General features: G+C 68.8%; 30 protein-coding genes. 16 read left to right on the plus strand and 14 right to left on the minus strand.

Annotation, left to right across the window (positions count from 1 at the left end; translation table 11 throughout):
* Positions 1-39: 39 nt before the first annotated feature.
* Genes IU450_RS12040 through IU450_RS12050 form a run of 3 tightly spaced genes read right to left on the minus strand, consistent with a single transcriptional unit; the run spans position 40 to position 1184 of the window.
* The gene (locus tag IU450_RS12040) at positions 40-366 is read right to left on the minus strand and encodes a hypothetical protein (protein ID WP_195149856.1); all 327 of its coding nucleotides are present in this window, start codon (positions 364-366) and stop codon (positions 40-42) included.
* Positions 363-821 carry a hypothetical protein gene (locus IU450_RS12045; protein WP_195149857.1) on the minus strand — a complete coding sequence of 153 codons (459 nt, stop codon included), beginning with the start codon at positions 819-821 and terminating at the stop codon, positions 363-365. Before IU450_RS12045 ends, IU450_RS12040 begins: the two co-directional genes overlap by 4 nt.
* 27 nt (positions 822-848) lie before the next feature.
* Positions 849-1184, minus strand: a complete 336-nt coding sequence (locus IU450_RS12050) for a hypothetical protein (RefSeq protein WP_195149858.1) — start codon at positions 1182-1184, stop codon at positions 849-851.
* A gap of 195 nt (positions 1185-1379) precedes the next feature.
* On the opposite strand from IU450_RS12050, the gene IU450_RS12055 reads away from it, so the two are divergent.
* Positions 1380-1796, plus strand: a complete 417-nt coding sequence (locus IU450_RS12055) for a CBS domain-containing protein (protein ID WP_195149859.1) — start codon at positions 1380-1382, stop codon at positions 1794-1796.
* 11 nt (positions 1797-1807) lie between these two features.
* Here the strand turns inward: IU450_RS12055 and IU450_RS12060 are convergent, their stop codons facing one another.
* Genes IU450_RS12060 through IU450_RS12065 form a run of 3 tightly spaced genes read right to left on the minus strand, consistent with a single transcriptional unit; the run spans position 1808 to position 3366 of the window.
* A complete protein-coding gene (locus tag IU450_RS12060) occupies positions 1808-2527 on the minus strand; it encodes a metallophosphoesterase family protein (RefSeq protein WP_195149860.1) in 720 nt (239 codons plus the stop codon).
* A 5-nt stretch (positions 2528-2532) separates the two neighbouring features.
* Positions 2533-2802, minus strand: coding sequence for a BON domain-containing protein (locus IU450_RS39630; protein WP_181725252.1), 270 nt, complete (start codon positions 2800-2802; stop codon positions 2533-2535).
* Positions 2803-3366: a nucleotidyltransferase family protein gene (locus IU450_RS12065; protein WP_043691449.1), complete on the minus strand. Its 564-nt coding sequence runs from the start codon at positions 3364-3366 to the stop codon at positions 2803-2805.
* Between the two features lie 130 nt (positions 3367-3496).
* Here IU450_RS12065 and IU450_RS12070 point away from each other — a divergent pair, with 130 nt between their 5' ends.
* Entirely contained in the window at positions 3497-3922 is a 426-nt protein-coding gene (locus IU450_RS12070; protein ID WP_195149861.1) for a ChaB family protein, read from the plus strand.
* Entirely contained in the window at positions 3909-4421 is a 513-nt protein-coding gene (locus tag IU450_RS12075) for a DUF6328 family protein (RefSeq protein ID WP_324197640.1), read from the plus strand. The genes IU450_RS12070 and IU450_RS12075 overlap by 14 nt, the downstream gene beginning before the upstream one ends.
* Before the next feature lie 16 nt (positions 4422-4437).
* Here IU450_RS12075 and IU450_RS12080 read toward each other — a convergent pair whose 3' ends face one another.
* Positions 4438-5649: a glycosyltransferase gene (locus IU450_RS12080; RefSeq protein ID WP_195149862.1), complete on the minus strand. Its 1212-nt coding sequence runs from the start codon at positions 5647-5649 to the stop codon at positions 4438-4440.
* 383 nt (positions 5650-6032) lie between these two features.
* Between IU450_RS12080 and IU450_RS12085 the strand changes: the two genes are divergently transcribed.
* From IU450_RS12085 to IU450_RS12100, 4 genes are all read left to right on the plus strand, one after another.
* Entirely contained in the window at positions 6033-6446 is a 414-nt protein-coding gene (locus IU450_RS12085) for an STAS domain-containing protein (protein ID WP_195149863.1), read from the plus strand.
* 142 nt (positions 6447-6588) lie between these two features.
* Complete coding sequence (locus IU450_RS12090; protein WP_195150038.1) at positions 6589-7212, plus strand: PAS and ANTAR domain-containing protein; 624 nt, start codon at positions 6589-6591, stop codon at positions 7210-7212.
* Between the two features lie 163 nt (positions 7213-7375).
* Positions 7376-7807 carry an ATP-binding protein gene (locus tag IU450_RS12095; protein WP_195149864.1) on the plus strand — a complete coding sequence of 144 codons (432 nt, stop codon included), beginning with the start codon at positions 7376-7378 and terminating at the stop codon, positions 7805-7807.
* Positions 7797-8582 (plus strand): RNA polymerase sigma factor SigF, encoded by a 786-nt coding sequence (locus tag IU450_RS12100; protein ID WP_195149865.1) that lies wholly within the window; start codon positions 7797-7799, stop codon positions 8580-8582. The genes IU450_RS12095 and IU450_RS12100 overlap by 11 nt, the downstream gene beginning before the upstream one ends.
* A gap of 10 nt (positions 8583-8592) precedes the next feature.
* Here IU450_RS12100 and IU450_RS12105 read toward each other — a convergent pair whose 3' ends face one another.
* Positions 8593-8883 (minus strand): hypothetical protein, encoded by a 291-nt coding sequence (locus tag IU450_RS12105; protein WP_195149866.1) that lies wholly within the window; start codon positions 8881-8883, stop codon positions 8593-8595.
* A gap of 208 nt (positions 8884-9091) precedes the next feature.
* On the opposite strand from IU450_RS12105, the gene IU450_RS12110 reads away from it, so the two are divergent.
* From IU450_RS12110 to thpD, 7 genes are all read left to right on the plus strand, one after another.
* Positions 9092-9436: a hypothetical protein gene (locus IU450_RS12110; protein WP_043691467.1), complete on the plus strand. Its 345-nt coding sequence runs from the start codon at positions 9092-9094 to the stop codon at positions 9434-9436.
* Between the two features lie 447 nt (positions 9437-9883).
* Positions 9884-10594 carry a response regulator transcription factor gene (locus IU450_RS12115; protein WP_195149867.1) on the plus strand — a complete coding sequence of 237 codons (711 nt, stop codon included), beginning with the start codon at positions 9884-9886 and terminating at the stop codon, positions 10592-10594.
* Positions 10581-11690, plus strand: coding sequence for a sensor histidine kinase (locus IU450_RS12120; protein ID WP_195149868.1), 1110 nt, complete (start codon positions 10581-10583; stop codon positions 11688-11690). The genes IU450_RS12115 and IU450_RS12120 overlap by 14 nt, the downstream gene beginning before the upstream one ends.
* A gap of 82 nt (positions 11691-11772) precedes the next feature.
* On the plus strand, positions 11773-12375 hold the full coding sequence (gene ectA, locus IU450_RS12125) for a diaminobutyrate acetyltransferase (RefSeq protein ID WP_195149869.1): 603 nt from the start codon (positions 11773-11775) through the stop codon (positions 12373-12375).
* A complete protein-coding gene (gene ectB, locus IU450_RS12130) occupies positions 12372-13649 on the plus strand; it encodes a diaminobutyrate--2-oxoglutarate transaminase (protein ID WP_195149870.1) in 1278 nt (425 codons plus the stop codon). Before ectA ends, ectB begins: the two co-directional genes overlap by 4 nt.
* On the plus strand, positions 13646-14044 hold the full coding sequence (locus IU450_RS12135; protein WP_063018406.1) for an ectoine synthase: 399 nt from the start codon (positions 13646-13648) through the stop codon (positions 14042-14044). The genes ectB and IU450_RS12135 overlap by 4 nt, the downstream gene beginning before the upstream one ends.
* A gap of 8 nt (positions 14045-14052) precedes the next feature.
* Complete coding sequence (thpD, locus tag IU450_RS12140; RefSeq protein WP_195149871.1) at positions 14053-14958, plus strand: ectoine hydroxylase; 906 nt, start codon at positions 14053-14055, stop codon at positions 14956-14958.
* Between the two features lie 99 nt (positions 14959-15057).
* Here thpD and IU450_RS12145 read toward each other — a convergent pair whose 3' ends face one another.
* From IU450_RS12145 to IU450_RS12160, 4 genes are all read right to left on the minus strand, one after another.
* Positions 15058-16221 (minus strand): lactate 2-monooxygenase, encoded by a 1164-nt coding sequence (locus tag IU450_RS12145; protein WP_324197641.1) that lies wholly within the window; start codon positions 16219-16221, stop codon positions 15058-15060.
* Positions 16222-16288: 67 nt separating this feature from the next.
* Positions 16289-17101, minus strand: a complete 813-nt coding sequence (gene erm / locus IU450_RS12150) for a 23S ribosomal RNA methyltransferase Erm (protein WP_195149873.1) — start codon at positions 17099-17101, stop codon at positions 16289-16291.
* Positions 17102-17423: 322 nt separating this feature from the next.
* Positions 17424-19889, minus strand: coding sequence for a tetratricopeptide repeat protein (locus IU450_RS12155; protein ID WP_195149874.1), 2466 nt, complete (start codon positions 19887-19889; stop codon positions 17424-17426).
* A gap of 326 nt (positions 19890-20215) precedes the next feature.
* On the minus strand, positions 20216-22468 hold the full coding sequence (locus tag IU450_RS12160) for a serine/threonine-protein kinase (protein WP_195149875.1): 2253 nt from the start codon (positions 22466-22468) through the stop codon (positions 20216-20218).
* 109 nt (positions 22469-22577) lie between these two features.
* Here IU450_RS12160 and IU450_RS12165 point away from each other — a divergent pair, with 109 nt between their 5' ends.
* Both IU450_RS12165 and IU450_RS12170 read left to right on the plus strand, forming a co-directional pair.
* On the plus strand, positions 22578-23660 hold the full coding sequence (locus IU450_RS12165) for a dihydrodipicolinate reductase (RefSeq protein ID WP_195149876.1): 1083 nt from the start codon (positions 22578-22580) through the stop codon (positions 23658-23660).
* Positions 23657-24148 carry a carboxymuconolactone decarboxylase family protein gene (locus tag IU450_RS12170; protein ID WP_195149877.1) on the plus strand — a complete coding sequence of 164 codons (492 nt, stop codon included), beginning with the start codon at positions 23657-23659 and terminating at the stop codon, positions 24146-24148. The genes IU450_RS12165 and IU450_RS12170 overlap by 4 nt, the downstream gene beginning before the upstream one ends.
* Before the next feature lie 16 nt (positions 24149-24164).
* Here the strand turns inward: IU450_RS12170 and IU450_RS12175 are convergent, their stop codons facing one another.
* Positions 24165-24872 (minus strand): hypothetical protein, encoded by a 708-nt coding sequence (locus tag IU450_RS12175; RefSeq protein ID WP_195149878.1) that lies wholly within the window; start codon positions 24870-24872, stop codon positions 24165-24167.
* Between the two features lie 78 nt (positions 24873-24950).
* Positions 24951-26513 (minus strand): amino acid permease, encoded by a 1563-nt coding sequence (locus IU450_RS12180; protein WP_195149879.1) that lies wholly within the window; start codon positions 26511-26513, stop codon positions 24951-24953.
* Between the last annotated feature and the right edge of the window lie 20 nt (positions 26514-26533).

The raw sequence follows: 26533 nt of genomic DNA on the forward strand, positions 1-26533 counted from the left end.
CCTGGATGACCACGGTGGGAGCGGTATTTGCGTGGCGCGTTATTTCGGCACGAAAATGCCGGTGAGATCGGCCTTCCGGATCGGGGTGTCCGGATTGGCCTGTGCCGCGCACATCAGCTTGATCGCCGCGATAGCGGCATCGACGGTCCGCGCGTCGGGCGTCCCCTCGCCTTCGCGTTCCTGCTCGAGGAACTTCTCGGTGGTGATGCGCTGCTTGTCGGGATCCTGGGCGACGTATTCGTTGCAAGGGGTGTCGCCGCCCTTGTTCACGATCTTCTCCGGCTCGTCGCCGCACCCAGCCGCACTCAGTGCCAGCGCCGCCAGAACGGCTATGCCCATCCGGCCGGGCCTGCCCAGGGCGCTCATCGGCCGAACCCCGCCAGCGCCGAGGCCAGATCCGGCACATCGAGCGCCTCGACAGCTTGCTGACGCACGTCGGGGCAGTTCTGCGTGGTGATGGCGTCGATCCTGCCGCGGTCGGTGACGACCATATCGTTCAGGCCGCCGTTGCGGGCCGCCCAGTTGTGCACGGTGCCGTTGAACGTCACCTTGGCCACCGTCGCGCCCTGTCCGCGCCAGGTATCGATATCGGCGCGCATCATGTCGCACAGCTGCTGCGCGTCTTCCGCGGTGATCTGGTCGGTGTTCGGCACCTGCGCGGTGGTCGGGCCCGGCATGGTGATCGAGACGGTCGCCGGCTCGGGCGTCGACGCGCCCGGATCGGCCACGTCGTTCGAACATGCGGTGAGCGCCGAACCGGCCGCCAGCGCGCCGACGAGCAGGGCAAGGCGACCGAAGGGCCGGTTGAGCTGGTGTGTCATTCTTTCTCCCTCAGAATCGACCGCCGATCAGTGACCGGCGGCGTCCCGCAGCCGTTTGCCTTCGCGTACCTTGATCCGGCGGTGCTCGGCGACGATCACGAGGACGCCGACGAGGATGCAGAGACCGCTGACCACCCCGGCGATCACCGCCCAGCCCGCGAATCCGTATCCGGCGGCGGTCAGCGTGAGCGCGAGGCTCACGATGCCGATGGCGACCAGGATGATCCCGGGCCAGTTACGGGCGTCCTCGATGGATTCTCCGGCGTGTGAGCGGGAGGTGCGGGTGTCGTCGGGGAACGTGTGGGACCGGTGCTGCTCCCCAGCGCCGGATCCCGCGCTCGACTCGTTCGGTGCTGGCAGCATCGGATGTCCTTTCTCTTGGGCGGCAACGATTTCGGTGCGGGGCCGCCCCCGGGGCCCGGAGCGTTCGACTCGGATCATCCGGGGCGGCCATACCGGACGGATGCCCGCGTTAGCGGATCCGAAACGGGGGTACGACGTGAGCGAGCAGCCCGATCAGTGGGCGCTCGTACGGCGAGAAGTCCCAGGAGGACCCCGATGACAACAGCACGGGACATCATGACCCCGAATGTGGAATGCGTCCGCTCCAGCGACACGGTGGTGGCGGCCGCCCAGCGAATGGCGGAGCTGAACGTCGGCGCCTTGCCCATCTGCGGTGAGGACAACAAGTTGAAGGGAATGCTCACCGACCGCGACATCGTCGTCAAAGTGATCGCCCAGCGTAAGGACCCGCTCGGGGTCGACGCGGGCGAGCTCGGCGGAGAGTTGGTCACCGTGGACGCCGACGACGACGTGCGCAAGGTGATGTCGGTGATGTCGCAGCATCAGGTACGCCGCGTGCCGGTGCTGGAGCAGGGCCGGCTGGTGGGCATCATCGCGCAGGCCGATGTCGCGACCATGGTGGACAACACCCAGTCCGGCAGCACGGTGGAGGCCATCTCGACCGACTTCTGAGCTCGGCCCGCTCAGACCGCGGCAGGGTGCAGGTCGTAGACCGCGTACGCCGCACGGATCACCGGCTGGGCGACATTGCGCACCCGGATGCCGCCCGGCGTGGTGCCGCGCTCCGCTCCCGCGTGCGCGTGCCCGTGCAACGCCAGGTCGGCGCCGTGCTCATCGATCGCCTCGCCGAGCAGGTAGGACCCGAGGAACGGGTAGATCTCCCTCGGCTCGCCGTGCAAGGTGTCGCTGATCGGGGAGTAGTGCGTGAGCGCGACGGTGACGTCGGTGTCCAATGTCGCCAGCGCCTCGCCGAGCGCGGCGGCCACGTCCACGGTGTGCGCGGCGAATTCTCGCATGATGGGTTCCCCGAAGACGCTCGCGCATTTGCCCGCGAACCCGCCGCCGAAGCCCTTCGTGCCCGCGACCCCGAGCGTGCTCCCGTCGAGGTTCAGGGTTACCGCGGACCCTTCCAAGACCGTGATGCCGTGGTCGTCGAGGACGGTGGCGATCTCCTCTTCGGCGTCGCCGTGGTAATCGTGGTTGCCGAGAACGGCGACGACCGGCACGCCCAACTCGGCGAACTCCGCCGCGACGACCCTCGCTTCGTCGACGGTGCCGTGGCGCGTCAGGTCGCCCGCCAGCAAGAGCGCGTCCGCGCGCGAAGGGAGGTCGTGCAGGGCGGGCCGCCACTGCCCTTGCGAATCCGAGCCTAGATGTACGTCGCCGACCGCGGCTATCCGCATGCCGCTCAACTCCTTTCGGGTCCGTCCTGCTCCATCGTCTCGGTGTCGACGGGCGCCGTGGGACGGGTGACATGGACGTCGTTGTGGATCCGCGCGGACGGAAGCTGCTCGCGCACAATGGTTTCCATCTGCTGTTTACGCTGCTCGCTGCTGACCTCGCCGCCGAGCACCACGACGTCACCGCGAATGGTCACCTGCACACCGAGTTCGGCGGTGCGAGGGTCCTCGGCGAGCGCCCGGCGCAGTCGGGCGACGAGGTATTGCGGCTGCTCCATCTACTCCACCTTTCCGGTGCGGGTGATGCCGAGATCGTCCAGCAGGCCCATGAAGGCCCGCGCGTAGGGCGAGGCCTTGGTCTGCTCGCGCGCCGACTCCCAGTCCACCTGTTCGCGTAGGTCGCGCGCGATGTGCAGGATCGGGCTCAAATCGAGGCGGTGCGCGTCGAAGACCAGCATCTTGTCCACCATGAGATCGGTACCGCTGATCACCGGAGCCTTGGCGGGCCCGATCCGCATTTCCGTGGCCCGGTCGAGCAGTTCGTCGGTCACGTCGCGATCATTCGGGCGGTGGATCACGTCGACGAGAATGTCGTCGGCGTAGACCTTGCGCAGCCAGTTCTCCGGCGGGTCGCACACCCGCAGACCCGCGCGGGCCAGTGTCTGGATCGCCCGCGCGCTGTCCTCCGGTTTCACGAAGATGTCGACGTCGTGCTGGGAGGCGGGGCCGCCGCGGGCGTAGACCGCGCAGCCGCCCGCCACCGCGAAACGGATGTCCGTCGCGGCCAGTGCGTTCACCGTGCGGGTGAGCGCGTGGAGCAGCTGATCGGTAGTCGCAACCATGCAGCGGTGGTACCCGGCGGACGCCGGGTTAATCGGCGTTTCTCCGGGTATGCGACCCGATACCGGGGGCCGCGCGCGGCGTCGTACGGGGCTTTCGGACCATCGGCTTCGGGACCGAAAGGAGCGACTCATGCCCAAGACGACCGCACGCGGTGGAGTCGAGAAGTCCGAGTTGCCGAGCACCCTGCAGCGGTCGGAGCAGAAGGCGCAGCGCACCTTCGCCGAGGCGCACGACGCCGCGCTCGAACAGTACGACGGCGACGAGGAACGCGCCTACCGCGTCGCTTACGCCGCGCTGAAGCACAGTTACGAGCGGGTCGGCGACCGTTGGGAGCCCAAACCCAGCCGCGGCCCCTCCGACGAACGAGCCGAACAGCGCGGCCCGAACGCGCGGGGAGAGACCGCCGAGGGCGTGAATGCCAACGCTTCGAAGGAGCATCTGCTGGCCATCGCCCGGCGGCTGGCGATTTCCGGGCGCTCACGGATGACCAAGGACGAACTCGTCGAGGCGATCAAGAAACGCAATCGCCAGGAGGCGGCGCGTGCCCGAGAATGACGACGACTGGGCGCGCCGCGCGCGTGGCGAGACCGAACTCGAACGACTCGATCGGAACTGGGGCAGCCTGGTCCAGGAACTGCGCGTGGTGCAGACCGGTGTGCAGTTCCTGTTCGGGGCGTTGCTGATCCTGCCGTTCCAGGCGTCGTTCGGCACGCTGTCACCGGGGATGCGGGCTCTGTATATAGCCACGCTGGCCGCGGTGGTCGGCGCGACTGTGTTCTTGATCGCGCCGGTGTCCTGGCATCGGATCTTGTTCCGCAGGCACCGCTTGGGCAACGTCGTCGCCGCGGCGCACCGCTGTGCGATGGCAGGCGTCGCGCTGCTGGGGCTGGCCTTGATCGGGGCGGTGGTTCTCGTGGTGGACTACGTGACCGGGGCGATCGCGGCGGTGGTGACCGGCGTGGTCACCGTCGCGCTGTTCGTCTCGACCTGGCTCGTCGCGCCGTGGCGCTGGCGCCGCGCGTCCGAGAAGGACGCCGAAGCCGACCACTGCTGACTCACCGGGCCCAGGCTCACCGGGCCCAGGACACGACCTCTCCCGCGCGGGCGGGGGCGCCGCGGTGGTAGGCGCTGAGCGTCTCGGTCGCCACCCGATCCCACGAATTCCGGCTCGCGGCTCGCTGATAGCCTGCCGCACCCCATGTTTCGCGCAACGTCGAGTCGGTGAGCAGCGGGCGCACCGCCCGTGCGATCGCGTCGGGTTCGGGCGGTGCGACGAACCGTCCGGTGACGCCGTCGACCACCGTGTCCAGCAGACCGCCGACCGCGGTGGCGACCACCGGCTTCCCGCACGCCATCGCCTCCAGCGCCACCCGGCCCGATGGCTCGTACCAGGGGGTGCAGAGCACGACGTCGGCGGAGCGGTACAGCCGCGGCAACATCGGCCGCGACACCGATCCGGCCAGCCGAAGTCGTTCGCGCACACCGTGATCCGATGCGATGCGGCGCAGCCTGCGGCCTTCGGCGTCGTCTTCGTCATCGGCGGCGGGGCCGCCCGCGATCACCAGCTCGGTGTCCGGGAGGTCCGGCAGCGCCCGGATGACCGGGTCGAATCCGCTGCGCCGCACCAACTCTCCCGCCGCGAGCAATCGGTACGTGGCATGCCGGTCGGCGGCGGCGCCCTCCGGGGTGAACGTGGTGAGATCCACCCCGCACGGCACCATCGAGATGCGGAATCGCGGCACGCCCATCCTGGCCAGCTCCGCGACCTCCTCGGAGCAGGTCGCCACGACGTGCGCCGCTCGCGTCGCGATGAGCCGCTCGAATCGGATGCGCGAGCGAGGGCTCGGGTCGGCGAGACCTTCGCTGCGTCGCTGCACGGTGCCGAGCCCGTGGAAGGTCAGCACCACCGGAATGCCGTGCGCGCGTGACGCGAGTTCGGCGGCGAGCCCGGACTTCCAGTAGTGCGCGTGCACGAGGTCCGGTTGCTCGGCGGTCCAGTGCCGCCGCAGGAAGGTGCCGAAGTCGCCGAGATAGGGCAGGGTCCGATCGATCGGTAGCGGAGTCGGCGGTCCGGCTTGGACGTGTACCACCCGGTAGCCGCCCTCGGCGATCAGTTCGGCGGGTGCGCGCGAAGCGGTGCGCCGGGTATAGACCGTCACCTCGTGCCCGCGCCGCGCATACGCCGCGGACAGTTCGGCCACGTACCGGCCCCGGCCGCGCCCATCGGCGGGACCTTCCTCGGCGAGCGGGCTGGCGTCTTCGGAAACCATGGCAATCTTCACCGGGTGCTCCGTTCTCGTCGCGGGCGCGCGAATCCGCGCGGCTGCCCTACGACCGGCATCGCGTGACGTTCGGGATAGATGTTCGGGGTATGCCCCGGGGCGGCCCGATGAAACCCCACTTCAGCGGCCATATCGCCAGCCGAACGGTCGGTTCGTAACGGTGGGTGGAGCGTCCGGCGGCGGTCACGTTCTCCTACCGAACGCTGTCGATAGCGGGTCGGCCGTGCCACACTGTAGGGAGGTTGAGATCACAGCCGACCCCGGTTCGACGCATTCGGCGCAGCCGGTCGATGGGACGGCACGGCAACCGATTCGCGTTCGCGCCGTCCTTCGCCCTCAAAGCGCTGCCGAGGACTGGATACCCCCTACACGGGAGGTTCGACTTGTCTGCCATTTCTCTGCTACGGGAGCACGCGGAGGGCGTGCATCTCAATGGTTCGGGACCGGGGCGTCGCAGGGACAGCCGGTTGTGGGCACAGCGGGTGGACCGCCGCCGCGAATGCGTGGTGGTTCGAGTCGAAGGCGAGTTGGACGCCGCCGTGTCGGCCGAGTTCTTCGAGACGGTCGACCGTGCGTTGCAGTCCCCGTGCGATGCCGTGGTGATCGATCTGCGGGCGGCGAGGTTCATGAGTCTGCGCGCTGCCGTACGGCTCGGCGCGCTGCGCAGGGACGGGGTCGGCCGTCCGGATCTGCGAATCGTCGCGGGCGGACCGGGAGTGGAGCGGGCACTCGAGGTGACCGGCGTGCGGTCGTTGTTCCCCAGTTACCCCTCCATGCGGACAGCCCTCGACGCCTGAGCGGGGCGCCGCCGCGGAGCCTGCCGGTGCGACCCGTCCCGATCCGGTCACATCGGGTGCACCGGCATCGGATACTTCAGCGGTGAGTGATAGTAGGTCGGTGCAGCCCGAGGACGCTCTCGCGCTGGATCAGGTGATCGGCATGGGAACGCCGCAGAGTGTCGGCAGTTTCCGATTCTGGTTCGCCGACCAGCGCTGGGAATGGTCGGACGAGGTCGCGTCGATGCACGGCTACGCACCGGGGACGGTGACGCCGACCACGGAGCTGCTGCTGAGGCACAAACATCCGGAGGATCGTGACGCGGTGGCCAGCGCATTGGCGCGTTCGGTCGAGGACGCGGAACCGTTCTCCAGCCGACATCGCATCATCGATACCACGGGCATCGTGCGCCACGTGATCCTGGTCGCCGATCGTTTGGCCGACGAGTCCGGTGCGGTGGTCGGCACCGCCGGGTACTACGTCGACGTCACCGAGACCCTCGAGGAGCACCGGCAGGAGACGCTCGACGGCGCCCTGCCCGAGCTCTACGCCGCCAGGGCGGTGATCGAACAGGCGAAGGGCGCGCTCATGCTGGTCTACGGCATCGGCCCCGAGCAGGCGTTCCGGGTGCTGAGCTGGCGGTCGCAGGAAACCAACGTCAAATTGCGCACTCTGGCCGCGCGTCTGGTGGCCGATCTGCCCGGCCTCGCGGGCATCACGCCGGGTCTGCGGACCGAGTTCGATCATCTGCTGCTCACCGCCCACGAGCGCATCGACGACGTCTGACGGGCGTTTCGATCCGCCTGCGGCGGGTACGTCCTCGACGAGGAACGGGCGGTCTTTCTGCTCCACCGTCCGCGGCGTCGGCGGTGTTCCGGTGGCTCACCGGAACCCGCAGCGGTATCCAGGCCACAGGGCAGTGGCTGCGAGGACAAGGTGGTGATGGGCAATGGGGGAGTGGACTTTCCGATCCTCTACCGAGACGACGACAGTCGGGGTACGGGTACCCGCCCGGCTGGAGCAGTTGACCATGCTGCGCGCCCTCGCGGAGACCGTTGCCCTCATCGCCGACTTCGCCCTGGACGAGGTGACCGACATCCGGCTCGCGCTCGACGAGGTGGCCACCTCGCTGATCGTGGACGCGACCGCCGGTTCCATGATCGACTGCGAGTTCACCTACGACACCGACAAGATGTTCGTGCACGTGTCCTCGGTCGCCGCGACCGATTCGGTGGTCGGCCGAGCCGGCTTCGGCTGGCACATCGTGCGGACCTTGACCGACTCGATCGCCGCGGCTCAGGGATCCTACGACAGCGTGCTGGGTGGGTACCCGACCGTGATCGACTTCAGCTGGGTGCGGGGGGCGCCGAATGGCAGGTGAGCCGAGGTCGCGCGGGGACACCTACGACAACATCGAGCCGCTGTTCGAGAAGATCGCCGCTCTGGACCCGGACGATCCGCGCCGCGAGCCCATGCGTCAGGAGCTGATCGAACGCTGTCTTCCCCTGGCCGAGCACATCGCCCGCAAGTTCGCCGGGCGCGGCGAGAACTTCGACGACCTGTTGCAGGTCGCCCGCCTGGGATTGGTGCAGGCCGCCGACCGCTTCGACGTCGCGCGCGGGTCGTCGTTCCTGTCCTTCGCGGTGCCCACCATCATGGGCGAGGTCCGGCGGCATTTCCGGGACAACACCTGGGCCGTGCGGGTGCCGCGCCGGACGAAAGAGATCCAGCTGAGCATCGGCCCCACCGTCGAAACGCTGTCACAGCGGCTGGGCCGGATGCCGCGAGCCAGGGAGATCGCGGCGGCGCTGGACGTCGATCTGGTCGAAGTGACCCAGGCTCTGATCGCGGGCAACGCCTACCAGTCGTCGTCCATCGACGCGGTCGTCGGCGCCGACGCGGAGAGCGCTCCGCAGCCGCTGCTGGACAGCCTCGGGATCGAGGAGCCCTCCTATGACCTGGTCGAAGATGTCATGGCGGTGAAACCTCTGCTCGGGGAGCTTCCCGAGCGGGAGCGCCAAGTGCTGATCATGCGATTCTTCGAGTCGTTGACGCAGAACCAGATCGCCGAGCGGCTCGGCGTCTCCCAGATGCATGTCTCGCGCATCCTGTCCAGAACGTTGAACTCGCTGCGCGAGCAAGCGCTGCGGGACTGAGCGTCGGGCGCTACACCGGGTTCGGCGGCGCCGGGTCCGGTGACGGGCCGGGCAGTCCAGGGTCCGGTGACGGGCGGCCAGGGTCCGGCGCCGGGGGCGCCGGCGACGGCCCCGGAGGTCGCGGCGCGGGGCCGGGCACCGGCGGCAGCGGATGCGGATCTGGTTCCGAAGGAACGGGATTCGGATCCGGAATGGGGTCCGGCTCGGGAATCGGCGGCACCGGATCCGGTTCGGGGATGGGCGGCACCGGGTCCGGCTCGGGTGTGGGTAGGACCGATTGCGCCGCGCTGAGGCTGGACATGCGAACTCCTCCTTCTGGTCGGCGATCGCCGTGCGCCGCGGCAAGATCCGCGCGTCCGGCCGATCATCGGGCGGTTACCCATCGATCGCCGGACGAACCGGGCCGCGCCGGTGCGGTGCGCCGTTCGGCCGACCAGTTTGCGGATTATGTCCGACGGGTAGTCAGACAGGAGCCGGAGAACAGATGCCGATGGCTCGAGGAGCTCGTCATGACCGACCAGCGCCGACCACGCACCCGGAATCCGCGGTTCGGGCCGGGTGGTTCAGCGCCGACCCAGGCCGAGGGGATTTCCGTCACCAGGAATCACGACGTGATCCGTCGCTGGGCCGAACAGCGTGGCGCCCGGCCCGCGACCGTGCCGGGCAGCGAGTACAACGGACGGCTCGGGGTCCTGCGCTTCGACTTCCCGGGGTACGGGGGTGCGGTACTGCGCCGGGTGGGATGGGACGAATGGTTCGCCACGTTCGACGACAGGAAGCTGCGTTTCTGGTACCAGGAACCGAGCTCCGACCGTCCGCCGAGCAACTTCAACCGCTTGGAGCCGCCGCGATAGCCGGTGGACCGCTGGAACGGGCGTGAGACCGGTCACCGTCGCGCCTCCGCGACCGGAACAGGCGAAGTATGTGACGCAGGGCACGATTTCGACGTGAGCTTTCGCTATCGGGCCCGTGGTCGATGCGGGCGCAGGGGTATTCGGCTTCGCGATCGAAAACCTTTGCTGCCCAGCTAATTTCATGAATCGTTGCACCCTTGGCAGGCTACGGTGTCGCAGGGATTGTGGGTGGGGCCGGTCCCCCCTGTGCCCTGCCGAGGCCGCCGGGCGTATAGCGTCGAGAGAAGAACGAAGGGGCCCGCAACGGTCTGCCGGACGTTTACCGGCTGCGAACACGGGTACTCGAAGCCGAGCAAGGGTTGCTCGAAAAGCGGAAGGTCGCGTCGGAATGGGGATGCGGTTGTCCGCATCGTGACGCGCTTCCGCATGTCTGCAAGGGATAAGGTCTTGAGCGCAAACCTGATGATCGTGGAAGACGACGACCGGGTCCGTGGTGCATTGCGGCTCGCCATGGAGGACGAGGGCTACGACGTCGACGAGGCGGAGGAAGCCGAGGACGCGCTCACGCATCTGCGCAGCAATGGTGTTCCCGACGTGATGATCGTCGATCTGATGCTCGGTGGCATGGACGGATTCGAGTGTATTCGCGAGATCCGCCGTGACCACGATGTTCCGATCATCGTGGTCAGCGCCCGCGACGACACACATGACGTAGTGGCCGCGCTGGAGGCCGGCGCCGACGATTTCGTCACCAAGCCGTTCGAGATCAAGGAGATCACCGCCCGTATGCGCGCGGTGCGCAGGCGTTCCCGCCCCACCGCCGAACGGGAATCGCCGCAGGAAATGGTGCTCGAGGCCGATGAAACGGCGCCGCTGGTGCTCGCCCAGGACAGCGGTGTCGTGCGCCGCGGTGACGAGGAGATCCGGCTCACGCTCACCGAGTTCCGTTTGCTGTGTGAGCTGGCCGAGTCACCGGGGCGGGTGCTCAGCCGCACGGTGTTGCTCGAACGGGTTTGGGACCGTGGGTTTTTCGGCGACGAGCGCATCGTGGACGTGCACATGCGCCGGTTGCGCACGAAGATCGAACGGGATCCGTCCGATCCGCGCGTCGTGGTGACGGTGCGCGGGCTCGGCTATCGCCTCGATGTCCGGCGCTGAGCGCTGCCTCGACGTCCAACGCTGGAGTCCGAACGCCTGGAGCCTGCGCGCCCGGGTAACCGCCGTCTTCGCGACGATCGCCGCGCTGATGTCGCTGGTCCTGGTCGTCTCGGTGTTCGTGATCAGCCGTGGCTACCTGGAGGCGCAACGAGCGAGCGCGGGCAGCGAGTCGCCCGCCGATCTCAACGCCGATCTGGATCTGCTGCGCAATGTGCTGATCGGCTGCGCCGCCGTGGTCACCCTGATCGGCGCGGCGGTCGGCTGGTGGGCGAGCAGGCGGGTGCTCACCCCGCTGCACCAGCTCGCGGGCACCGCAGCACGGATCGCCTCCGGCGACCTCGACCAGCGGCTGCCCGCGACCGGGGACCAGGATCTCGCCATCACCATCGAATCGTTCAACACCATGGTCGACTCGCTGCAACGGCGCATCGAGCGCGAACACCGGCTCTTCGGTGACGTCAGCCATGAGCTGCGCACCCCGCTGACCACCTTGATGGCCAGTGTGGATGTGCTCAACCGGCACCGCGGCGATCTGCCGGAACGTTCGCAGCGGGCGCTCGGCCTGGTCACCGCCGAGGTGGAGCACCTGCGCAAGCTGCTGGACGATCTGCTCGCGCTGGCGCGGGTGGAAGCGGGTATGCACCACGGCGACGCCGAGCCGCTGTCGGTGCGCGACCTGCTGGTCCACACCCTGGCCGACCGGCGCTACCCGGGCGATCTGCTCACGGTGCGCCAGGACGTCACCGTGCGCGGCCGCAAGGTGGAGCTGGAACGCGCGGTGGCCAACCTGCTGCACAACGCCGACCGGCACGGCGGCGGTGTGCTCGCGGTCACCGTCGACCGCGACGGCACCGATGCCGTGCTCACCGTCGACGACGCGGGCCCCGGCGTGGCGCCCGCGGACCGCGCCCGGATCTTCGAGCGATTCGCGACCGCCCGAAGCGGCCGCCGCTCGCCCGATGGGACGGGCATCGGTCTGGCGTTGGTCGCCGAGACGGTCGCCACGCACGGCGGCCGCGTGGATTGCACCGACCGGCCGGGCGGGGGCGCGCGATTCGTCGTGCGGTTGCCCCGGCTCGGCGACATCCATCCGTAATACGACCGTAAAGAAGTCGACTGGTTCACCTCAAAGTCGCTTCGTAAGCCTGGATAAGTACTGCTGACCGACGAGGAGTTGTATGTCACTGCCAACCCTGTCCCCAGCGGAGATCGAGCGATCGCGCGTCGACAACGCCGCGGCCGCCCTGGGAGCCACCCCGAACCGGAAAGACACCGGACCGGCCGTGGTCCTGCGCACGCCCCGGTTGGGCGACGGCGCTCCGATGTGGCGAATCGCCAAGGATTCCGCGGTGCTCGACGTCAACTCGAGCTACGCCTACCTGTTGTGGTGCCGGGATTTCGCCGGAACCTCGGTGGTCGCCGAATCGGACGGCCGCGTGGTGGGATACGTGATCGGATTCGTCCGCCCGCAGGCCCCCGACACCGTGTTCGTCTGGCAGATCGCGGTGGACCGCGCGGCGCGCGGCCGCGGCATCGCCGCCGAGCTGCTGCATACCTTGCTCAACAGCGTTGCCGCGCAGGGCGTTTCGGTGCTAGAGACGACGATCTCGCCGGACAACGCCGCTTCCGTCGCGCTGTTCACGTCGGTGGCGAAGGAGAGGGACGCGGAACTGACCAAGCGTCCCTTGTTCGACTCCGGCGTCTTCCCCGACAACCACGCACCCGAAGACCTGTATCGCATCGCCCCGACCGCCCGCACCACCGAGGAGGATCACCGATGATCAACGCCGACACCACCGTTTTCGAGAGCCTGGAGTCGAACGTGCGCGGTTACTGCCGCGCCTGGCCCACCGTGTTCACCACCGCGAAGGGCAGCTGGCTGCGCGACGAGGAAGGCAAAGACTACCTGGACTTCTTCGCGGGCGCGGGCGCGTTGAACTACGGCCACAACAACGACGTGCTCAAGCGCTCGCTGCTGGATTACATCGCCGGCGACGGCATCACCCACGGCTTGGACATGTCCACCGCGGCCAAGCGGGAACTGCTGGAGGCATTGCGCGACACCCTCTTCACCCCGCGCGGCCTGGACTACAAGGTCCAGTTCCCCGGCCCCACCGGCGCCAACGCGGTCGAGGCCGCGCTGAAGCTGGCGCGCAAGATCACCGGCCGGGAAACGATCGTCAGCTTCACCAACGCCTTCCACGGCATGACCCTCGGCGCGTTGTCGGTCACCGGCAACGCGGCCAAGCGCGCGGGCGCCGGTGTGCCGCTGGTGCACGCCGCGCATATGCCCTACGACGGCTACTTCGACGGCACCACCGCCGACTTCCAGTGGATGGAGAAGGTGCTCGACGACACCTCGTCCGGCTTCGACCGCCCCGCCGCGGTGATCGTGGAAACCGTGCAGGGCGAAGGCGGCGTCAACGTCGCCCGCGCCGAATGGCTGCGCCACCTCGCCGGTCTGTGCGCGGAGCGGGAGATCCTGCTGATCGTGGACGACGTCCAGATGGGTTGCGGCCGCACCGGACCGTTCTTCTCCTTCGAGGTCGCAGGCATCACGCCCGACATCGTGACGCTGTCGAAGTCGATCGGCGGCTACGGCCTGCCGATGGCGCTGGTGCTGTTCAAGCCCGAGCTGGACGAGTGGTCGCCGGGTGAGCACAACGGCACCTTCCGCGGCAACAACCCGGCGTTCGTCACCGCGACGACCGCGCTGCGCCACTACTGGTCCGACGACGCCCTGCAGACCGCCACCCAGGCCAAGGGTGAGAAGATCGCGCGCACGCTGGGTGAGCTGGCCGGATACTTCCCCGGTATCTCGACCCGTGGACGCGGCTTGGTGCATGGCGTCGTGTTCGACGACCCCTCGCAGGCGGGTAAGGTCTGCCAGATCGCCTTCGAGCGCGGCCTGCTGGTGGAGACCTCCGGTTCCACCGACGAGGTGGTGAAGCTGCTGCCGCCGCTGACGGTCACCGAGCAGGAGCTCGACCAGGGCCTGCACATCCTCTCCGGCGCCGTCGAGTCGGTGTGCGGCGGAATGGGGGCGGTCGCATGATCGTGCGCACGACCGCGGAGATCACCGGCACCGAGCGTGACGTGGCGGGCGAGGGCTGGCGCAGCAAGCGCATCGTCCTCGGTGGCGACGGCGTCGGCTTCTCCTTCCACGAGACCACCATTGACGCGGGGACGGTGCACGAGTTCCACTATGTGCACCACGTGGAAGCCGTGTGGCTCGTCGAAGGCGAGGGCACCCTCACCGATCTGGACAACGGCGTCACCTACGAGCTCGCACCCGGCTCGATGTACCTGCTCGACGGACACGAACGTCACCGCCTGGAGGTGCGCACAACGATGCGGATGATGTGCGTGTTCAACCCGCCGGTGACCGGGCAGGAGGTTCACGACAGTAACGGCGTCTACCCGCTGGTCGCCGCGACGATCGGAGGTTGAGAACACCAATGGTTCTGCAGCACACCGAAACCCCGCCCGAGACGGCTCGCTACGATCGCTACCCGACCCGTCTCGGCGCGCCCGCTCCGCACTTGGAGCGTGCCGACCCCGCGGTGTGGGGGGAGGTCGAGAGCGCGGAGCTCGCCTCGTTCGACGCCGACGGGTTCGCCATCCTCGACCAGCTGCTCACGCCCGACGAAGTGACCGAATTCAGCGGCGAGATCAGCAGGCTCGCGAACGACCCGGCCCTGCGCGATGACGACCGGGTCATCGTGGAGAAGTCGTCGAACCGGGTGCGCTCGGTCTTCGAAGTGCACAAGCTGAGCGAGGCGATCGCCGACCTGGTGCGTCAGCCGCGGGTGCTCCAGTTGGCCGAGCAGGTGCTGGGATCGCCGGTGTACGTGCACCAGAGCCGGGTGAACTACATGCCCGGCTTCCGCGGCACCGGTTTCTATTGGCACTCCGATTTCGAGACCTGGCACGCCGAGGACGGCATGCCCGCGCCGCGTGCGGTGAGCCTGTCGATCGCGCTGACCGACAATTACCCGATCAACGGCAGCCTCATGGTGATGCCGGGCTCGCACCACACCTTCGTGCCGTGCCTGGGCAGCACCCCGGCGGAGCACTATCGGGAGTCGTTGCAGGAGCAGGAGATCGGCGTGCCGACGACCGACGACATCACCGCGCTGGCGAACCGCTACGGGATCAGCCAGTTCACCGGCCGGGCGGGGTCGGCGCTGCTGTTCGACTCCAACCTGATGCACGGATCGTCGAACAACATCACGCCGTTCCCGCGATCGAACATCTTCGTGGTGTTCAACAGCGTGCACAACACGCTCGTGGAGCCGTTCGCCGCGCCGGCGCCGCGACCGGGCTACATCGGCAGCCGCGATTTCACGCCGCTGTCGGCCTGATCGAGAGCCGCCCCGCGCGTGGGGCCCGCCCGATCGTTGGGCAGAGCCGCACGCGCGGGGCGTTTCGCATGGCCTGCGGCCCCGGGCATCGGTACCGGGTCAGGGCACGCGCCGGATCGCCTCCGGAGTGAGGTCGGCGATGGTCGGGTACCCGTCCACCGCCATGAGCAGGTCGGCCTCGGCCAGCAGCGAACGCAGCACGTGCACGAGGCCGTCGACGCCGCCGAGGGCGAGCCCGTACGGGTACGGGCGGCCGATACCCACGGCCGTCGCGCCGAGCGCCAGCGCTTTGACGATATCGGCGCCGGTGCGGACGCCGGAGTCGAACAGCACGGGCAGGCCGTCGGCCGCCGCCACCACCTCCGGTAGATGCTCGATCGCCGGGATGCCGCCGTTGGCCTGTCTGCCGCCGTGATTCGAGCAGTAGATGCCGTCGACGCCCGCGTCCTTGGCTCGCCGCGCGTCATCGGGATGACAAATGCCCTTCAGCACGAGCGGCAGGTCGGTCAGCGATCGCAGCCAGGCCAGGTCGTCCCAGGTCAACGCGTTGCCGAACAGCGAGATCCAGGTCAGGATGGCGGTTTTCGGGTCCTGTTCGGGCGGGCTGGGCAGCAAGGCGCGGAACACCGGATCGCTGAAGTAGTTGGCCAGGCAGTGCCCGCGCAGCTGCGGAAAGTTGGAGATCGCCAGATCGCGCGGTCGCCAGCCGGGCACCCAGGTGTCCAGGGTGACCACGATGGCCTTGAAACCCGCGGCCTCCGCCCGGCGGACCAGGCTCTGCGCCAGATCCCGGTTGGTCGGGGTGTAGAGCTGGAACATGCCGGGGGTGTCGCCGAACTCCGCCGCCACGTTCTCCAGCGGATCGACGGTGAGGGTGGAGGCGACCATCGGGACGCCGGTGCGCGCGGCGGCCTTCGCGGTGGCGATGTCGCCGTGCCCGTCCTGGGCGCACAGTCCGATCACGCCGACCGGGGCCAGGAAGATCGGTGTCGGCAGCGTCATCCCGAACAGCTCGATCGAAAGGTCGCGCGTCTTGCTCGCGCACAGCATGCGGGGGATCAGGCCCAGTTTCTCGAAAGCCGTCACATTGGCGCGCTGGGTGAGTTCGTCGCCCGCACCGCCCGCCACATACGACCAGATGCCCGGCGGCAGTGCCGCGCGGGCCTTCGCCTCCAGGTCGGCGTAAGTCATCGGAAGATCGGGCAGCACACCCCCGAGCCCCTGGAAGTAGATCTCGTTCTGGTAGTCGCCGAAGTTGGTCACGCTGCTCCTGTCCACGTCTCGATGCATGAATGTATCCGATACGTTCCTGTAGCGATCTCGGTTCCGGTCAGGCGCGCAGCGCGTGATACAGGGTCAACCAGCGATCGGGGGAGACCAACCCGACCGGCTGTTCGAGCGGTATCCCGGCCACCGCGCATGCGTTGCGCACGGTTCGGGCCGGGAACTCTCGGCGCAATGACGCCGCGACGCTGCCCCCGACGCCGGAGAAACCCAGCTCGACCACCCGGCGGTAGTCACCGATCTGCTCGCGTGGCAACAGCGCGACGGGCCGGTTGCGCAACCGCAGGACGGCGGCGTCGACCTGTGGCACCGGATGGAAGCTGTGCCTGCCGACGCGCGCTCCGAGTTCGATCGCCGTCGTGGGCCAGTGGCCGACGGTGAGCTTGGTCCACCGGCCGTAGGCGCCGGAGTGCTTGCGGGCGAACTCGAGCTGGGTGAGCAGGGTCGCGCAGGTGAGCTCTCGCGCCGCCAGGCACCAGCGCACGATGTCGGTCGTGATGGCGAACGGCACGTTGGCCACGACCGCGAACGGCTCATGTGGTGGATGCACGGTACGGAAGTCCTGGTGGTACAAGCGGATTCGGGGATCGTCGGCGTATCGACGGCGCAGTAGGGCCGCGTAGCGCAGGTCCTTCTCATAGGCGCGCACCCGGCCTGCCGTGCCGAGCAACTGCCTGGTCAGCATGCCGTCACCGGGTCCGATCTCGAGGACGAGGTCGTCGCCGGTGACGCCGGAGGTGCGCACGATCAACCGGGCGGCGCCGGCATCGGTGAGGAAATTCTGCGACAGCCGCTTGCGCGTGGTCGTGGAGTGGCCGCCGTTGCCGCGGGCATGCGAAACAGAACGATGACGGGACATGGGTGTCCTCCGAACGGAGTGGTCGAATCAGGAAGGTTGATTCGCCCGGACCCATGCCAGGGCACGAAGAGTCCGGCGGCCTATCGGCCGCCGACGTGGATTCCGATCGAACGGATCAGGAGATCGGAGCGTTACGGTGCGCCGGCAGAGCCCAGGCCTCCGTACGCAGCCGGATGTAGTACGCGCCGACCGCGCACGCTCCGTTCACACCAGGACTGCCACACATGCCCCGCAACGTACGACATTCGCGCAGTCGGGTGCCACTTCTTTTCCGGTGAGGTGAGTGATCCCGGGGCGCTTGCCGGAATCTGCCGCGCCGTGCTCAGCGCGACGTCGGCTGGCCGACCACGTCCGGGTCCTGCTGCTCCGCGGCGTAGGTCCGCCAGGACTTGGCTTCCGCGTGCTTGCCCAGCTGATCGAGCACATCGGCGAGTTCGGCGATGGCGCGAGGTTCGCGGCGGTCGGCGGCGGTGCGCCACCAGGATTCGGCTCCGACCGGATCGCCACGCCGCAGTCGCACCATGCCCAGTTCGTACGCGGCGCCCGCATGCCCCGCCTCGGAGGCCTGGGCCCAGAGACCGCACGCCTGTTCTTCCTCGCCACGCCGGTACATCGCGACGCCGAGGTCGTAGAGCGCGCCGCGGTAGCCGGGGTCGCCCGACTGCCCCGGCCTGCTCTCCCGCGGCGAGGGGCCAGCTGTCGCAGATCGTTCCCCGGGCTGCGCCGGCCCGTCGGGTGCCGGCGCGCTGCCGGGAACCCGACTGCTCGACAAGGCAACCGGTGTACTCGCCGCGGATCCGGTGCTCGTGAACGGCGAGCCCCCCGTATCCCCTGCGGGCGGCGCGGGTGCCTGTGGGATGGGGGACGACTCGACCGCCTGCACAGTTTGCGGCTCCGCGGCCGGAGCGCCGGAAGGCGTTGTCCGAGTCAGGACGGGGGTGTGCGTGGGGGTGGGGTCGAAAGCGGGGTACGAGTCGCCGGTGGTCCAGGGGCTCGTGGCCGGTGGGGTGGAACCGGTGTGCGGACCCTCGGCGGCGGGGCGGCCGTCGCCGGGGTTCGGAAAGGCTGGTGCGGTCTGGGATTCTGCTGGTGACGGATGGGAACCGGGTGGCGAAGTCCGGGTCGGGTCGGGCGTGGGTGCGGGGTCGAAAGCGCGGTACGAGTCCCCGGTCGCCCTAGGATTCGTGGCCGGTGGGGTGGAACCGGTGTGCGGACCCTCAGCGGTGCGGCGGCCGTCGCCGGGGTTCGGAAAGGCTGGTGCGGTCTGGGATTCTGCTGGTGAAGGGCGGGAATCGGGTGGCGAAGTCTGCGTCGAGGCGGGTGTGGCGGTCGGGTCGAAAGCGGGATACGAGTCCCCGGTGGTCCAGGGATTCGTGGCCGGTGGGGTGGAACCGGTGTGCGGACCCTCGGCGGCGGGGCGGCCATTGGCGGGGTTCGGAAAGGCTGGTGCGGTCTGGGATTGCGTAGGCGGAGGGCTTGGATCGTGCCGAGCGGTCTGTGCCGAGCCCGGAATGGGTGTGGCTGCGGGGTCGAAAGCGCGGTACGAGTCGCCGGTGGTCCAGGGGTTCGTGACGAGTGGGCCGGAACCGGTGTGCGAGCCGTCTGGTGCGGGTCGGGTGGTAGGGGAGGGCGGAAGTTCCGGTGTGGGCTGCGGATTGCCGATCAGCAGCCCGGCCGCGTGGCGTGCGGGGTCTTCGGGCGGATGTGTGTGCGCGACCGGAGGGCCGAAGGCGCCGTAAGGGTCCGCTGTGGCTCTACCGCTCGCGCCCCGGGAATCGGGAACAGACCGCTGCGCAGGTGGTTCGGCCCGGGCATGCGGTACCAGCAGGCCGGATGCCGAACTCGCGCCATCGGTTTCGGGCAGGGTGCCGCTGGTGGGTGGGGTGCTGCCTATGACGCCCGCGACCGGCGGTTCGGCCGATCGGCTCGGCGTGGGATGCCCGTTGTCCGGAGCCGGAACGCCCAGCGCAGATCCGGGAGTTTCCGGAGTCGACTGGCCGGTGCGCGACGACTGCATGTTCACGAAGAGGCTGCCCGAGCGCCGGAGCCGGCCGTCGTCTGGCGCTTGCCCGTTCGCGGGCCGGTGGCCGTTCCCCGCCACCGGCGGCTCGGGGGCGAGCGGCTCGATACGAGCTGCCGGTCCGGTCGAGGCGGGCGCGGCATCGATGCGGGGCACCGGCATGGTGGGCGCGGTGGGCGGACCTGCCGAGAAGGTGGGCGCGGCCATCCCGATCGGGGAGGTCGCGAGCGCGGCGGGCGCCGACGGTTCCGCCGCGACGGCTGAGGCTGCGGTGGATACTTCCACGACCAGATTCGCGAAGTTCGGCGGCCCCTCGCCGATGCTGCACCACAGGACGACGCGACCGTTGGGCCGGTGCTCCACGACGATGCCGTAATTACCCGACCAGGACTTCTGCGTGCCGAATTCGTCCACCCAGACCGGGGTCAGGGTCACCAGGGTCGCCGCGGCGGTCGGCGTGACATCGAAGCTGACCCCCGCGGCCAGCGCGTCGCTCCACGCGTCGACTCCGGCGAGCGAACGTCCGTGCAGGTCGAGATAGCCGTCGACGACCGAGAGCCCCATGCCGAGCCCACGCAGTCCGGTGGGCGGCGCCGCGGAGATCATCGTCAAGGTGACGGTGGTGGGCGCCGGGCCGACCTGCTCGGTGTACATCGGATAGACCATGCTGCCGTGCCAGACGATCGGGTCCGCACTCTGGTAGCGCGCGGCCAGCGGCAGCTCTTCGGGCGTATTCCGGGCAGCCCACGACGAATACCGCTCGTTCACTGTCGCGCGCCTGCCTTTCCACCCGATCCCGACCACCGCCCCCGCGCCGGGCGGCCGGGTATACCGTACTCGCCGCGAACCAGAACTGCGCCGTGATCCCCTGGCGGCCGGTATGCCCCTGGCCCTAACGCTACCGGGGAGTTCACCCCACTTCCCAATGGTGCGCAGCGGCGCGTCCGGCTCCCCGTCGGCACGGAATCGACCACACGGCGGTCGTCTCCCGCGGAGATGGACGGGATCCACCGGCCTTGCGCGCGACAACGCAGTGTGTGCCGTCGCGGGCACCGCCGTGACCGTCAGGCTCTCAGGGGGCGCGCAGCCCAGGGCTACCGACGCCCGGCGGCGAGCCGTTCCAGCGCGGCCAGGTCCTTTTCCAGCATCCGGAACAGCCAATACACGCCGATGAACGCCATCGCGCTGCCCGCGCAGAGCACTCGGAGCGGAACGATGACGGCGGGGATGTCCTCCGCCGGGATGAAGGTCGCACCCACGACGCCGAGCAGCGGGACGGCGGCGGCGACGGCCAGAAAGTATGTGCTGTCGGCGTCCAGTTGCCGCAGGCGCTGCGCGTCCTCGGTGCCGACCCCGCTGTGCGGGAGGAACATCGGATACAGCGACCGCACCGCATAGAAGGTCACCAAGAAGTAGGGGTAGGCCATCGCGATGGCGCCGCAGACGATCTGGGTGAGGAAGAAGTGCAGGTAGGACGCCGCGGTGATCTGGTTGCCGGACACCTGGACCGACACCGGGACCGCCACGCCCGCGAGCGCCCAGAGGGCGAAACACGTGAGCACGTTGCGGCTGCCCAGCCGCAAGGTGTCCGTCCTGGCCTGCGCCAGGGTCTGCGAGTCGTACGGTCTGCCCTTGCGCAGCCCGCGCGAGATCGACCAGAGCCGGGCGATCAGCAGATTGGTCACCACGAAGCCGATCAGGAAGCACACGGCATAGGTGCCGAGCGCGATCTGGTCGAAGCGGTGCTGCGCCTTCGCGTCGAGTTTGTCGATGATCAGCGTGCGATTGTGGTTGTAGCTGTAGAGGATCGCCAGCGCATTGGGTACGGCGATGGCCAGCGCCATGATCGGGTGCATCAGCAGGCGGGCGCGCGAGCGCCTGCTGTTCGGCGGCGGGTCGACGAGATCGCGAGCACGGGCGTCGAGGCTGACCGCCAGCTGCTGGGCCATATCGGCGCCGGACGGCCAGCGGTTGGCGGGATCCGGGTCGAGGGCCCGAACCAGGGCGCGTTGCAACGCCTCCGGGCAGTCCGGTGGCAAGTCCGCATAGGGCAGATCCCGCGGGCTGTGGGCTCGGCGTTCGAGCATCGCGTCGAGGGCGGTGCGATCGCCCCCGCCCGCCGCGTCGTCGAAGGGCTTGCGGCCGGTGAGCAGTTCCCAGAGCACCACGGCCAAGGCGTACAGATCGCTGCGAGTGTCGAGATCCGCGGCGGCGGCGGGCAGGTCCGGATGTACCGCGGCGAGTTGCTCGGGCGGCATGTACGCCAGCGAACCGCCGAAATAGGCGACCGGGCTGTCACCGGAGACGTTGCCGCTGAAGCTGATGTTGAAGTCGGCGAGCTTGGGGACGCCGTCGGCGGTGAGCAGGACGTTGGCCGGCTTGACGTCGCGGTGCAGCACTCCGGCTCGGCCCGCGTAGTCGAGCGCCTCCGCCAAGCGCAGCCCGAGCCATGCGACGGTCTCCGGCCAGGACAGCCCGGCCAGCTCCGCCCGCAGCGGCGATTCACTGGGCCGGATCTCGCCTTTCGCGGCGAGCACACCGTCGATGACGTCGAGCAGCATCGCTCCGTCGCGCCGTGACTGCGGTGTCGCGCGGACGCGTTCGAGCACCGTGAACAAGGTGCCGCCCGGCACGTACTGCATGTACAGCAGCCGCAGTTTCCGGTCGGCCAGCACGCGCTGGTCGAAGACGCGCACGATGTAGTCGTGGTCGAGCTGGGCGAGTGTCTGGGGCTCGGTGCCCTTGTCGCGGGAGATCTTCACCGCGACCAGTCGCTGCATCGATCGCTGCCGCGCCAGGAAGACCCGGGCGAACGCGCCGCGGCCCAGCCCGGTCATCAGGTCGAAGTCGTCGATCCTCTGTCCCGCGGCGAGGGTGTCGAGGTCCGCCGGTTCGGCGGCGGCCGTCATCAGCGTGCTGTGGTAGTCGTCGGTGGCGAGCAGCTCCGAGAGCTGGTCGGCCTGCTCGGGATAGGCGGCGGTGTATTCGGTGACATCGACCGAGCCCCCCGCGTGCTTGCGGACGTGGAACTCCTCGTAGATCAGGTCCGGCGGCAGCGGCCAGGTGCGCAGTTCCGGGAGTTCCTCGACATACTGGGCCAGCCGTTTCGGCGCGGCTGCGCGACCCCAGCGGTTGGCCAGGTCGACTTTGATCAGTTCGATCAGCGAGACCCGGCGGATCGCGGGGGAGTCCGGCAGATACGCGGCCAGATCCGGGGGAGTCTCGGCCGTGCGCCACGCGTCGGCGAAGCGCTCGACCACGTCGGCGACGCCGGTGCCTCGCGCCTCCGCGGGCGATCGGCCTGATGCGACCGTCGCCCCCTCAACCGGCGGGGCGGGGTGCGCCATGAGGGCATCGTAGCGCCGCGACCGAACGGAATCGGCCGTTCGGCGGGGTGATCGGCAGTGCTTTCGCCGAATCCGCCATGGCCGACCAAGCGCTTGCTACGCTCGATCGATGATCTCCACGGTGGTCTGGGGCACCGGCAATGTGGGCCGCGCGGCCATCCGGGCCGTCGACGCCCATCCGGCGCTGCGCCTGACCGGGGTGCTGGTGCGCAATCCGGAGAAAGTCGGTCGCGACGCGGGCGAACTCGGCGGACTCGGTCGAGAACTCGGCGTCGCCGCCACCGGCGACATCGGCGGCGTTCTCGATGCGCGCCCGGCCGCGGTGGTCTACGCGGCCTCCGGCGATATCCGCCCCGACGACGCGCTCGCCGATATCGTGCGCGCACTACGGGCGGGCTCGGTGGTCGTAACCCCGGCCCTCTACGCGCTCTACGACCCCCGCAACGCGCCGCCGGAGATACGGGACCCGGTCCTGGCCGCGATCGCCGAGGGCGGCGGATCGCTGTTCGTCTCCGGAATCGATCCCGGGTGGGGTAACGACGTGCTGCCCCTGCTGATCAGCGGGCTCGGCAGCACGGTGGAAACGATCCGCTGCCAGGAGATCTTCGACTACTCCACCTACGACCAGCCCGATTCGGTGCGCTATCTGGTCGGCATGGGTCAGCCGATGGACTACCAACCGCCGATGCTCGCGCCGTCGGTGCCGACCATGGTGTGGGGCGGTCAGATCCGGCTCATGGCCCGGGCGCTCGGCGTCGAACTCGACGAGGTCCGCGAGACGCTGGACCGGCGCGCCCTGGACAGCACCGTCGCCACGACGTCCATGGGCGAGTTCGCGGCGGGCACCCAGGGCGCCGTGCGATTCGAGGTCCAAGGCATCGTCGAGGGGCGCCCGCGTCTGGTCGTCGAGCACGTCACCCGCATCCACCCGTCCTGTGCCCCCGACTGGCCCACGCCGGCCGACGGCGGCGCCGGGGCGCACCGGGTGATCATCGAGGGCCACCCGCGTATCGAAGTGACCGTCGAGGCCACCGACGAAGACGGCAACCGCTCCGCGGGCGGGAACGCCACGGCCGTCGGCCGCCTCGTCGGCGCCATCGAATGGCTGGTGGCCGCGAAACCCGGACTCTACGACGCACTGGACATCCCCTTGCGTCCCGCGGTCGGCAAACTCGGAAGGAAGCATCCATGATCATCGACATTCCCGAGGGGAAGGACCCGATCGGCTACGTGTGGGGCGAAATGGTCCCCGGTATCGGCGTCGCCGCCTCGAATTTCTCGCTGTCGGTGTACTCGCACAGCACCCTCGGTCTCCGCGAATTCGAAGCGGCCAGGCTGCGCATCGCCCAGATCAACGGCTGCCTGTTCTGTATGGACTGGCGAACCGAGCGCGACGGGGCGAAGGTCGAGCCCGAATTCGCCGACGCCGTCACCAACTGGCGCACCACCGACGCCTTCGATGAACGCACCCGGCTCGCCGCCGAATACGCCGAACGCTACGCCACCGATCACCACAATCTCGACGAGGAATTCTGGGGCCGGATGTTCGCCCGGTACAGCCAAGCGGAAGTGGTCGAACTGAGCATGAGCATCGGCTCATGGCTGGCTTTCGGACGCCTGAACCACGTCCTGGGCCTGGATTCGGTCTGCGTACTGCCGAGTCATTCCACCGGCCGATAGCAGACGGCCCCAGCGGTCACGCCGGAATTCTCGACACCCACGCGGGCTGCCCATCGACCAGGCCCAGTTGGAACTCCTCGGGAGCGTCGAGCACGGCTCCGAGTTGGCGCAGCGCTTGATCCGCCGAGATCTCCGCGGGGAAACGGATGTATTCGAGGGTGGCGCCGGATATCCGGGCCCGGAACCGGTACCGGAATTCGACCTGGCCCGCGTAGGTCAGCGCGATGCGGCCCTGCCAGTCGATATCGTGCCTGCCGTCGGCGCGCCGGGTGAAGAACACTTCCTGGTCGGCGACCGAGTCGTGGCCGAGCAGATAGATGTTGAACGCCAGGAATTCGACGTCGTCGGCGTGGGCCAGGGGTAGTGGATCGACCGTGAGGCGTTGCGGCTGCCCGGATTTCAGCAGAAAGGGACGGCCCGGCGCCGCGGCGCGCAGCCCGGTGGCGTCGTCCTCGCCCCAGTACGTGGACGACAGGGTGCAGCTGTGATAGTTCTGCCAGACGATCGGCGACAGCCAGCTTTCGCCGTCCTGCTCGTCGCCGTCGGGATCGCGTTCGGCATTGTATGCCGCGGACCGCAGATGCAGATCGAACCACAGACTGCCGACCTGGTCCATGCGGCCGGTCCACGCGAACTCTTCGATCGCGTGCCCCTCCGGCCACGGATTTCCCGGGAAAACGATTCTCCCAGCCGGCGAAAAACGCACCAGGTCGGTCCTTTCCATGCCGACACACCCTAGCGACCGAGACCGACAAACTCGACATGCCAGATCCGGGAAGCCGCGTGCGCCCCGGCTTCCGCCTCAGGCGTTGGCCGGCGCTTCCTCCTCCGGCTGGTCGGCGGGCGGCTCCTCCACCGTGCGCTTGGGCCCGGTGAACCACCTGCGGGCCGACACCAGCCACCAGATACCGATGGCGCCCACCACGCCGACCAAGGTGATCGGCGCGTAATTGACGGTGTTCCAGGTGAAATCGCTGTGCCACGGGTACCCGCGCGCGTCGGTGGGCAGGATGAACAGGAAGCTGATCAGCGCGATCCAGATCAGCGCGACCACGCCGACCGGGCGGTACCACGCCCCCAGCCGCCATGGGCCGGTGCGGAATCGCGCTCCGTGACGCTGGCGCAACAGGATCGGAATGCCATAGGCGATGTAGAGCCCGATCGTCGCGACCGAGGTGGCCGCCGCGTAGGCGGTCGGCGCGTTCGCCGGCGGCACCAGCATCGAGGGAATCAGCAGCACGAAGGCGAAGAACGAGATGAACAGCACCGCGTTCACCGGCACTTTCCGCGCGGAGAGCCGGGACCAGTACTTCGAACCCGGCACCGCCCCGTCGCGGGCGAACGCGAACAGCATCCGGGAAGCCGAGGTCACCGAGGCGTATCCGCAGAACAGTTGCGCGACCGCCGCGATGATCAGCAGCAGGCCCGACCAGAACCCGCTCAGCGAGTTCTCCAGGATGTAGATCACGGGGTATCCGCTGTTCTTCTCCGGATCCAGCGCGTCGTTCAGGTCAGGGATGGCGAAGGTTACCGCCATGATGAGCAGATATCCGGCGATCGCCGAGACGATGATGGTGTTGATGATGCCTTTGGCCGCCATCCGGGACGCGTCGTGCGTTTCCTCCGACATATGGGCCGAGGCGTCGTAGCCGGTGAACGTGTACTGCGCGTGCAGCAGCCCGAGCAGGAAACTGAACGCCACCCCGCCGAATCCGATCGCGCTGTTGTCGACCGTCTCGGTGAAAACGAATTCGGCGCTCTGGTGGTGTCGCGCGCCGAACCCGAGCACGATCACGAAGATCGCCACACCGCCGACGTGCCACCACGCGGACACGTTGTTGATCACCGCCGACAGATGCGGGCCGATCACGTTCAACACGGCGTGCAGGACCAGGATCGCGGCGAACACCAGAAAGATCGCGGTGCGATCGGTGCCGATGTCGATTCCGACGACATTCAGCACGACCGTGGTGAAGATGGCCGCGCCGTAGTCGATCGCCGCGGTGACGGCGATCTGTCCGATCAGGTTGAACCATCCGGTGAACCAGCCCCATACCGGTCCGCCCAGTTCGGCGGCCCACCAGTACAGCCCACCCGAGGTCGGGTAGGCGGAGGCCAATTCCGCCATGGCGAGCCCCACGAACAGCACCATGACCGAGACCAGGGGCCACCCCCAAGCCATCGTGATCGGTCCGCCGTTGGCCAAACCGATGCCGTAACTGGCCAATCCACCGGTGAGGATGGACACGATGGTGAAGCTGATGGCGAAATTGGAGAAGCCGGACCAGGATCTGGCCAGTTCCTGTTTGTAGCCCAGTTCGGCGAGCCGACGTTCGTCGTCGGAAGGGGATCGGTTCTCGGTCATATCGTGCTCCCGGGTCAAAA

This window comes from Nocardia abscessus (assembly GCF_015477775.1).
In the GTDB taxonomy this organism is placed as follows: domain Bacteria; phylum Actinomycetota; class Actinomycetes; order Mycobacteriales; family Mycobacteriaceae; genus Nocardia; species Nocardia abscessus_A.

What these genes read in the sequence shown, in the direction of transcription:
- IU450_RS12040 (WP_195149856.1), bottom strand. Translation starts at nt 366, where the DNA reads ATGAGCGCCCTGGGCAGGCCCGGCCGGATGGGCATAGCCGTTCTGGCG.
- IU450_RS12045 (WP_195149857.1), bottom strand. Translation starts at nt 821, where the DNA reads ATGACACACCAGCTCAACCGGCCCTTCGGTCGCCTTGCCCTGCTCGTC.
- IU450_RS12050 (WP_195149858.1), bottom strand. Translation starts at nt 1,184, where the DNA reads ATGCTGCCAGCACCGAACGAGTCGAGCGCGGGATCCGGCGCTGGGGAG.
- IU450_RS12055 (WP_195149859.1), top strand. Translation starts at nt 1,380, where the DNA reads ATGACAACAGCACGGGACATCATGACCCCGAATGTGGAATGCGTCCGC.
- IU450_RS12060 (WP_195149860.1), bottom strand. Translation starts at nt 2,527, where the DNA reads ATGCGGATAGCCGCGGTCGGCGACGTACATCTAGGCTCGGATTCGCAA.
- IU450_RS39630 (WP_181725252.1), bottom strand. Translation starts at nt 2,802, where the DNA reads ATGGAGCAGCCGCAATACCTCGTCGCCCGACTGCGCCGGGCGCTCGCC.
- IU450_RS12065 (WP_043691449.1), bottom strand. Translation starts at nt 3,366, where the DNA reads ATGGTTGCGACTACCGATCAGCTGCTCCACGCGCTCACCCGCACGGTG.
- IU450_RS12070 (WP_195149861.1), top strand. Translation starts at nt 3,497, where the DNA reads ATGCCCAAGACGACCGCACGCGGTGGAGTCGAGAAGTCCGAGTTGCCG.
- IU450_RS12090 (WP_195150038.1), top strand. Translation starts at nt 6,589, where the DNA reads ATGGGAACGCCGCAGAGTGTCGGCAGTTTCCGATTCTGGTTCGCCGAC.
- IU450_RS12095 (WP_195149864.1), top strand. Translation starts at nt 7,376, where the DNA reads ATGGGGGAGTGGACTTTCCGATCCTCTACCGAGACGACGACAGTCGGG.
- IU450_RS12100 (WP_195149865.1), top strand. Translation starts at nt 7,797, where the DNA reads ATGGCAGGTGAGCCGAGGTCGCGCGGGGACACCTACGACAACATCGAG.
- IU450_RS12105 (WP_195149866.1), bottom strand. Translation starts at nt 8,883, where the DNA reads ATGTCCAGCCTCAGCGCGGCGCAATCGGTCCTACCCACACCCGAGCCG.
- IU450_RS12110 (WP_043691467.1), top strand. Translation starts at nt 9,092, where the DNA reads ATGACCGACCAGCGCCGACCACGCACCCGGAATCCGCGGTTCGGGCCG.
- IU450_RS12120 (WP_195149868.1), top strand. Translation starts at nt 10,581, where the DNA reads ATGTCCGGCGCTGAGCGCTGCCTCGACGTCCAACGCTGGAGTCCGAAC.
- ectA (WP_195149869.1), top strand. Translation starts at nt 11,773, where the DNA reads ATGTCACTGCCAACCCTGTCCCCAGCGGAGATCGAGCGATCGCGCGTC.
- ectB (WP_195149870.1), top strand. Translation starts at nt 12,372, where the DNA reads ATGATCAACGCCGACACCACCGTTTTCGAGAGCCTGGAGTCGAACGTG.
- IU450_RS12135 (WP_063018406.1), top strand. Translation starts at nt 13,646, where the DNA reads ATGATCGTGCGCACGACCGCGGAGATCACCGGCACCGAGCGTGACGTG.
- thpD (WP_195149871.1), top strand. Translation starts at nt 14,053, where the DNA reads ATGGTTCTGCAGCACACCGAAACCCCGCCCGAGACGGCTCGCTACGAT.
- erm (WP_195149873.1), bottom strand. Translation starts at nt 17,101, where the DNA reads ATGTCCCGTCATCGTTCTGTTTCGCATGCCCGCGGCAACGGCGGCCAC.
- IU450_RS12160 (WP_195149875.1), bottom strand. Translation starts at nt 22,468, where the DNA reads ATGGCGCACCCCGCCCCGCCGGTTGAGGGGGCGACGGTCGCATCAGGC.
- IU450_RS12165 (WP_195149876.1), top strand. Translation starts at nt 22,578, where the DNA reads ATGATCTCCACGGTGGTCTGGGGCACCGGCAATGTGGGCCGCGCGGCC.
- IU450_RS12170 (WP_195149877.1), top strand. Translation starts at nt 23,657, where the DNA reads ATGATCATCGACATTCCCGAGGGGAAGGACCCGATCGGCTACGTGTGG.
- IU450_RS12175 (WP_195149878.1), bottom strand. Translation starts at nt 24,872, where the DNA reads ATGGAAAGGACCGACCTGGTGCGTTTTTCGCCGGCTGGGAGAATCGTT.
- IU450_RS12180 (WP_195149879.1), bottom strand. Translation starts at nt 26,513, where the DNA reads ATGACCGAGAACCGATCCCCTTCCGACGACGAACGTCGGCTCGCCGAA.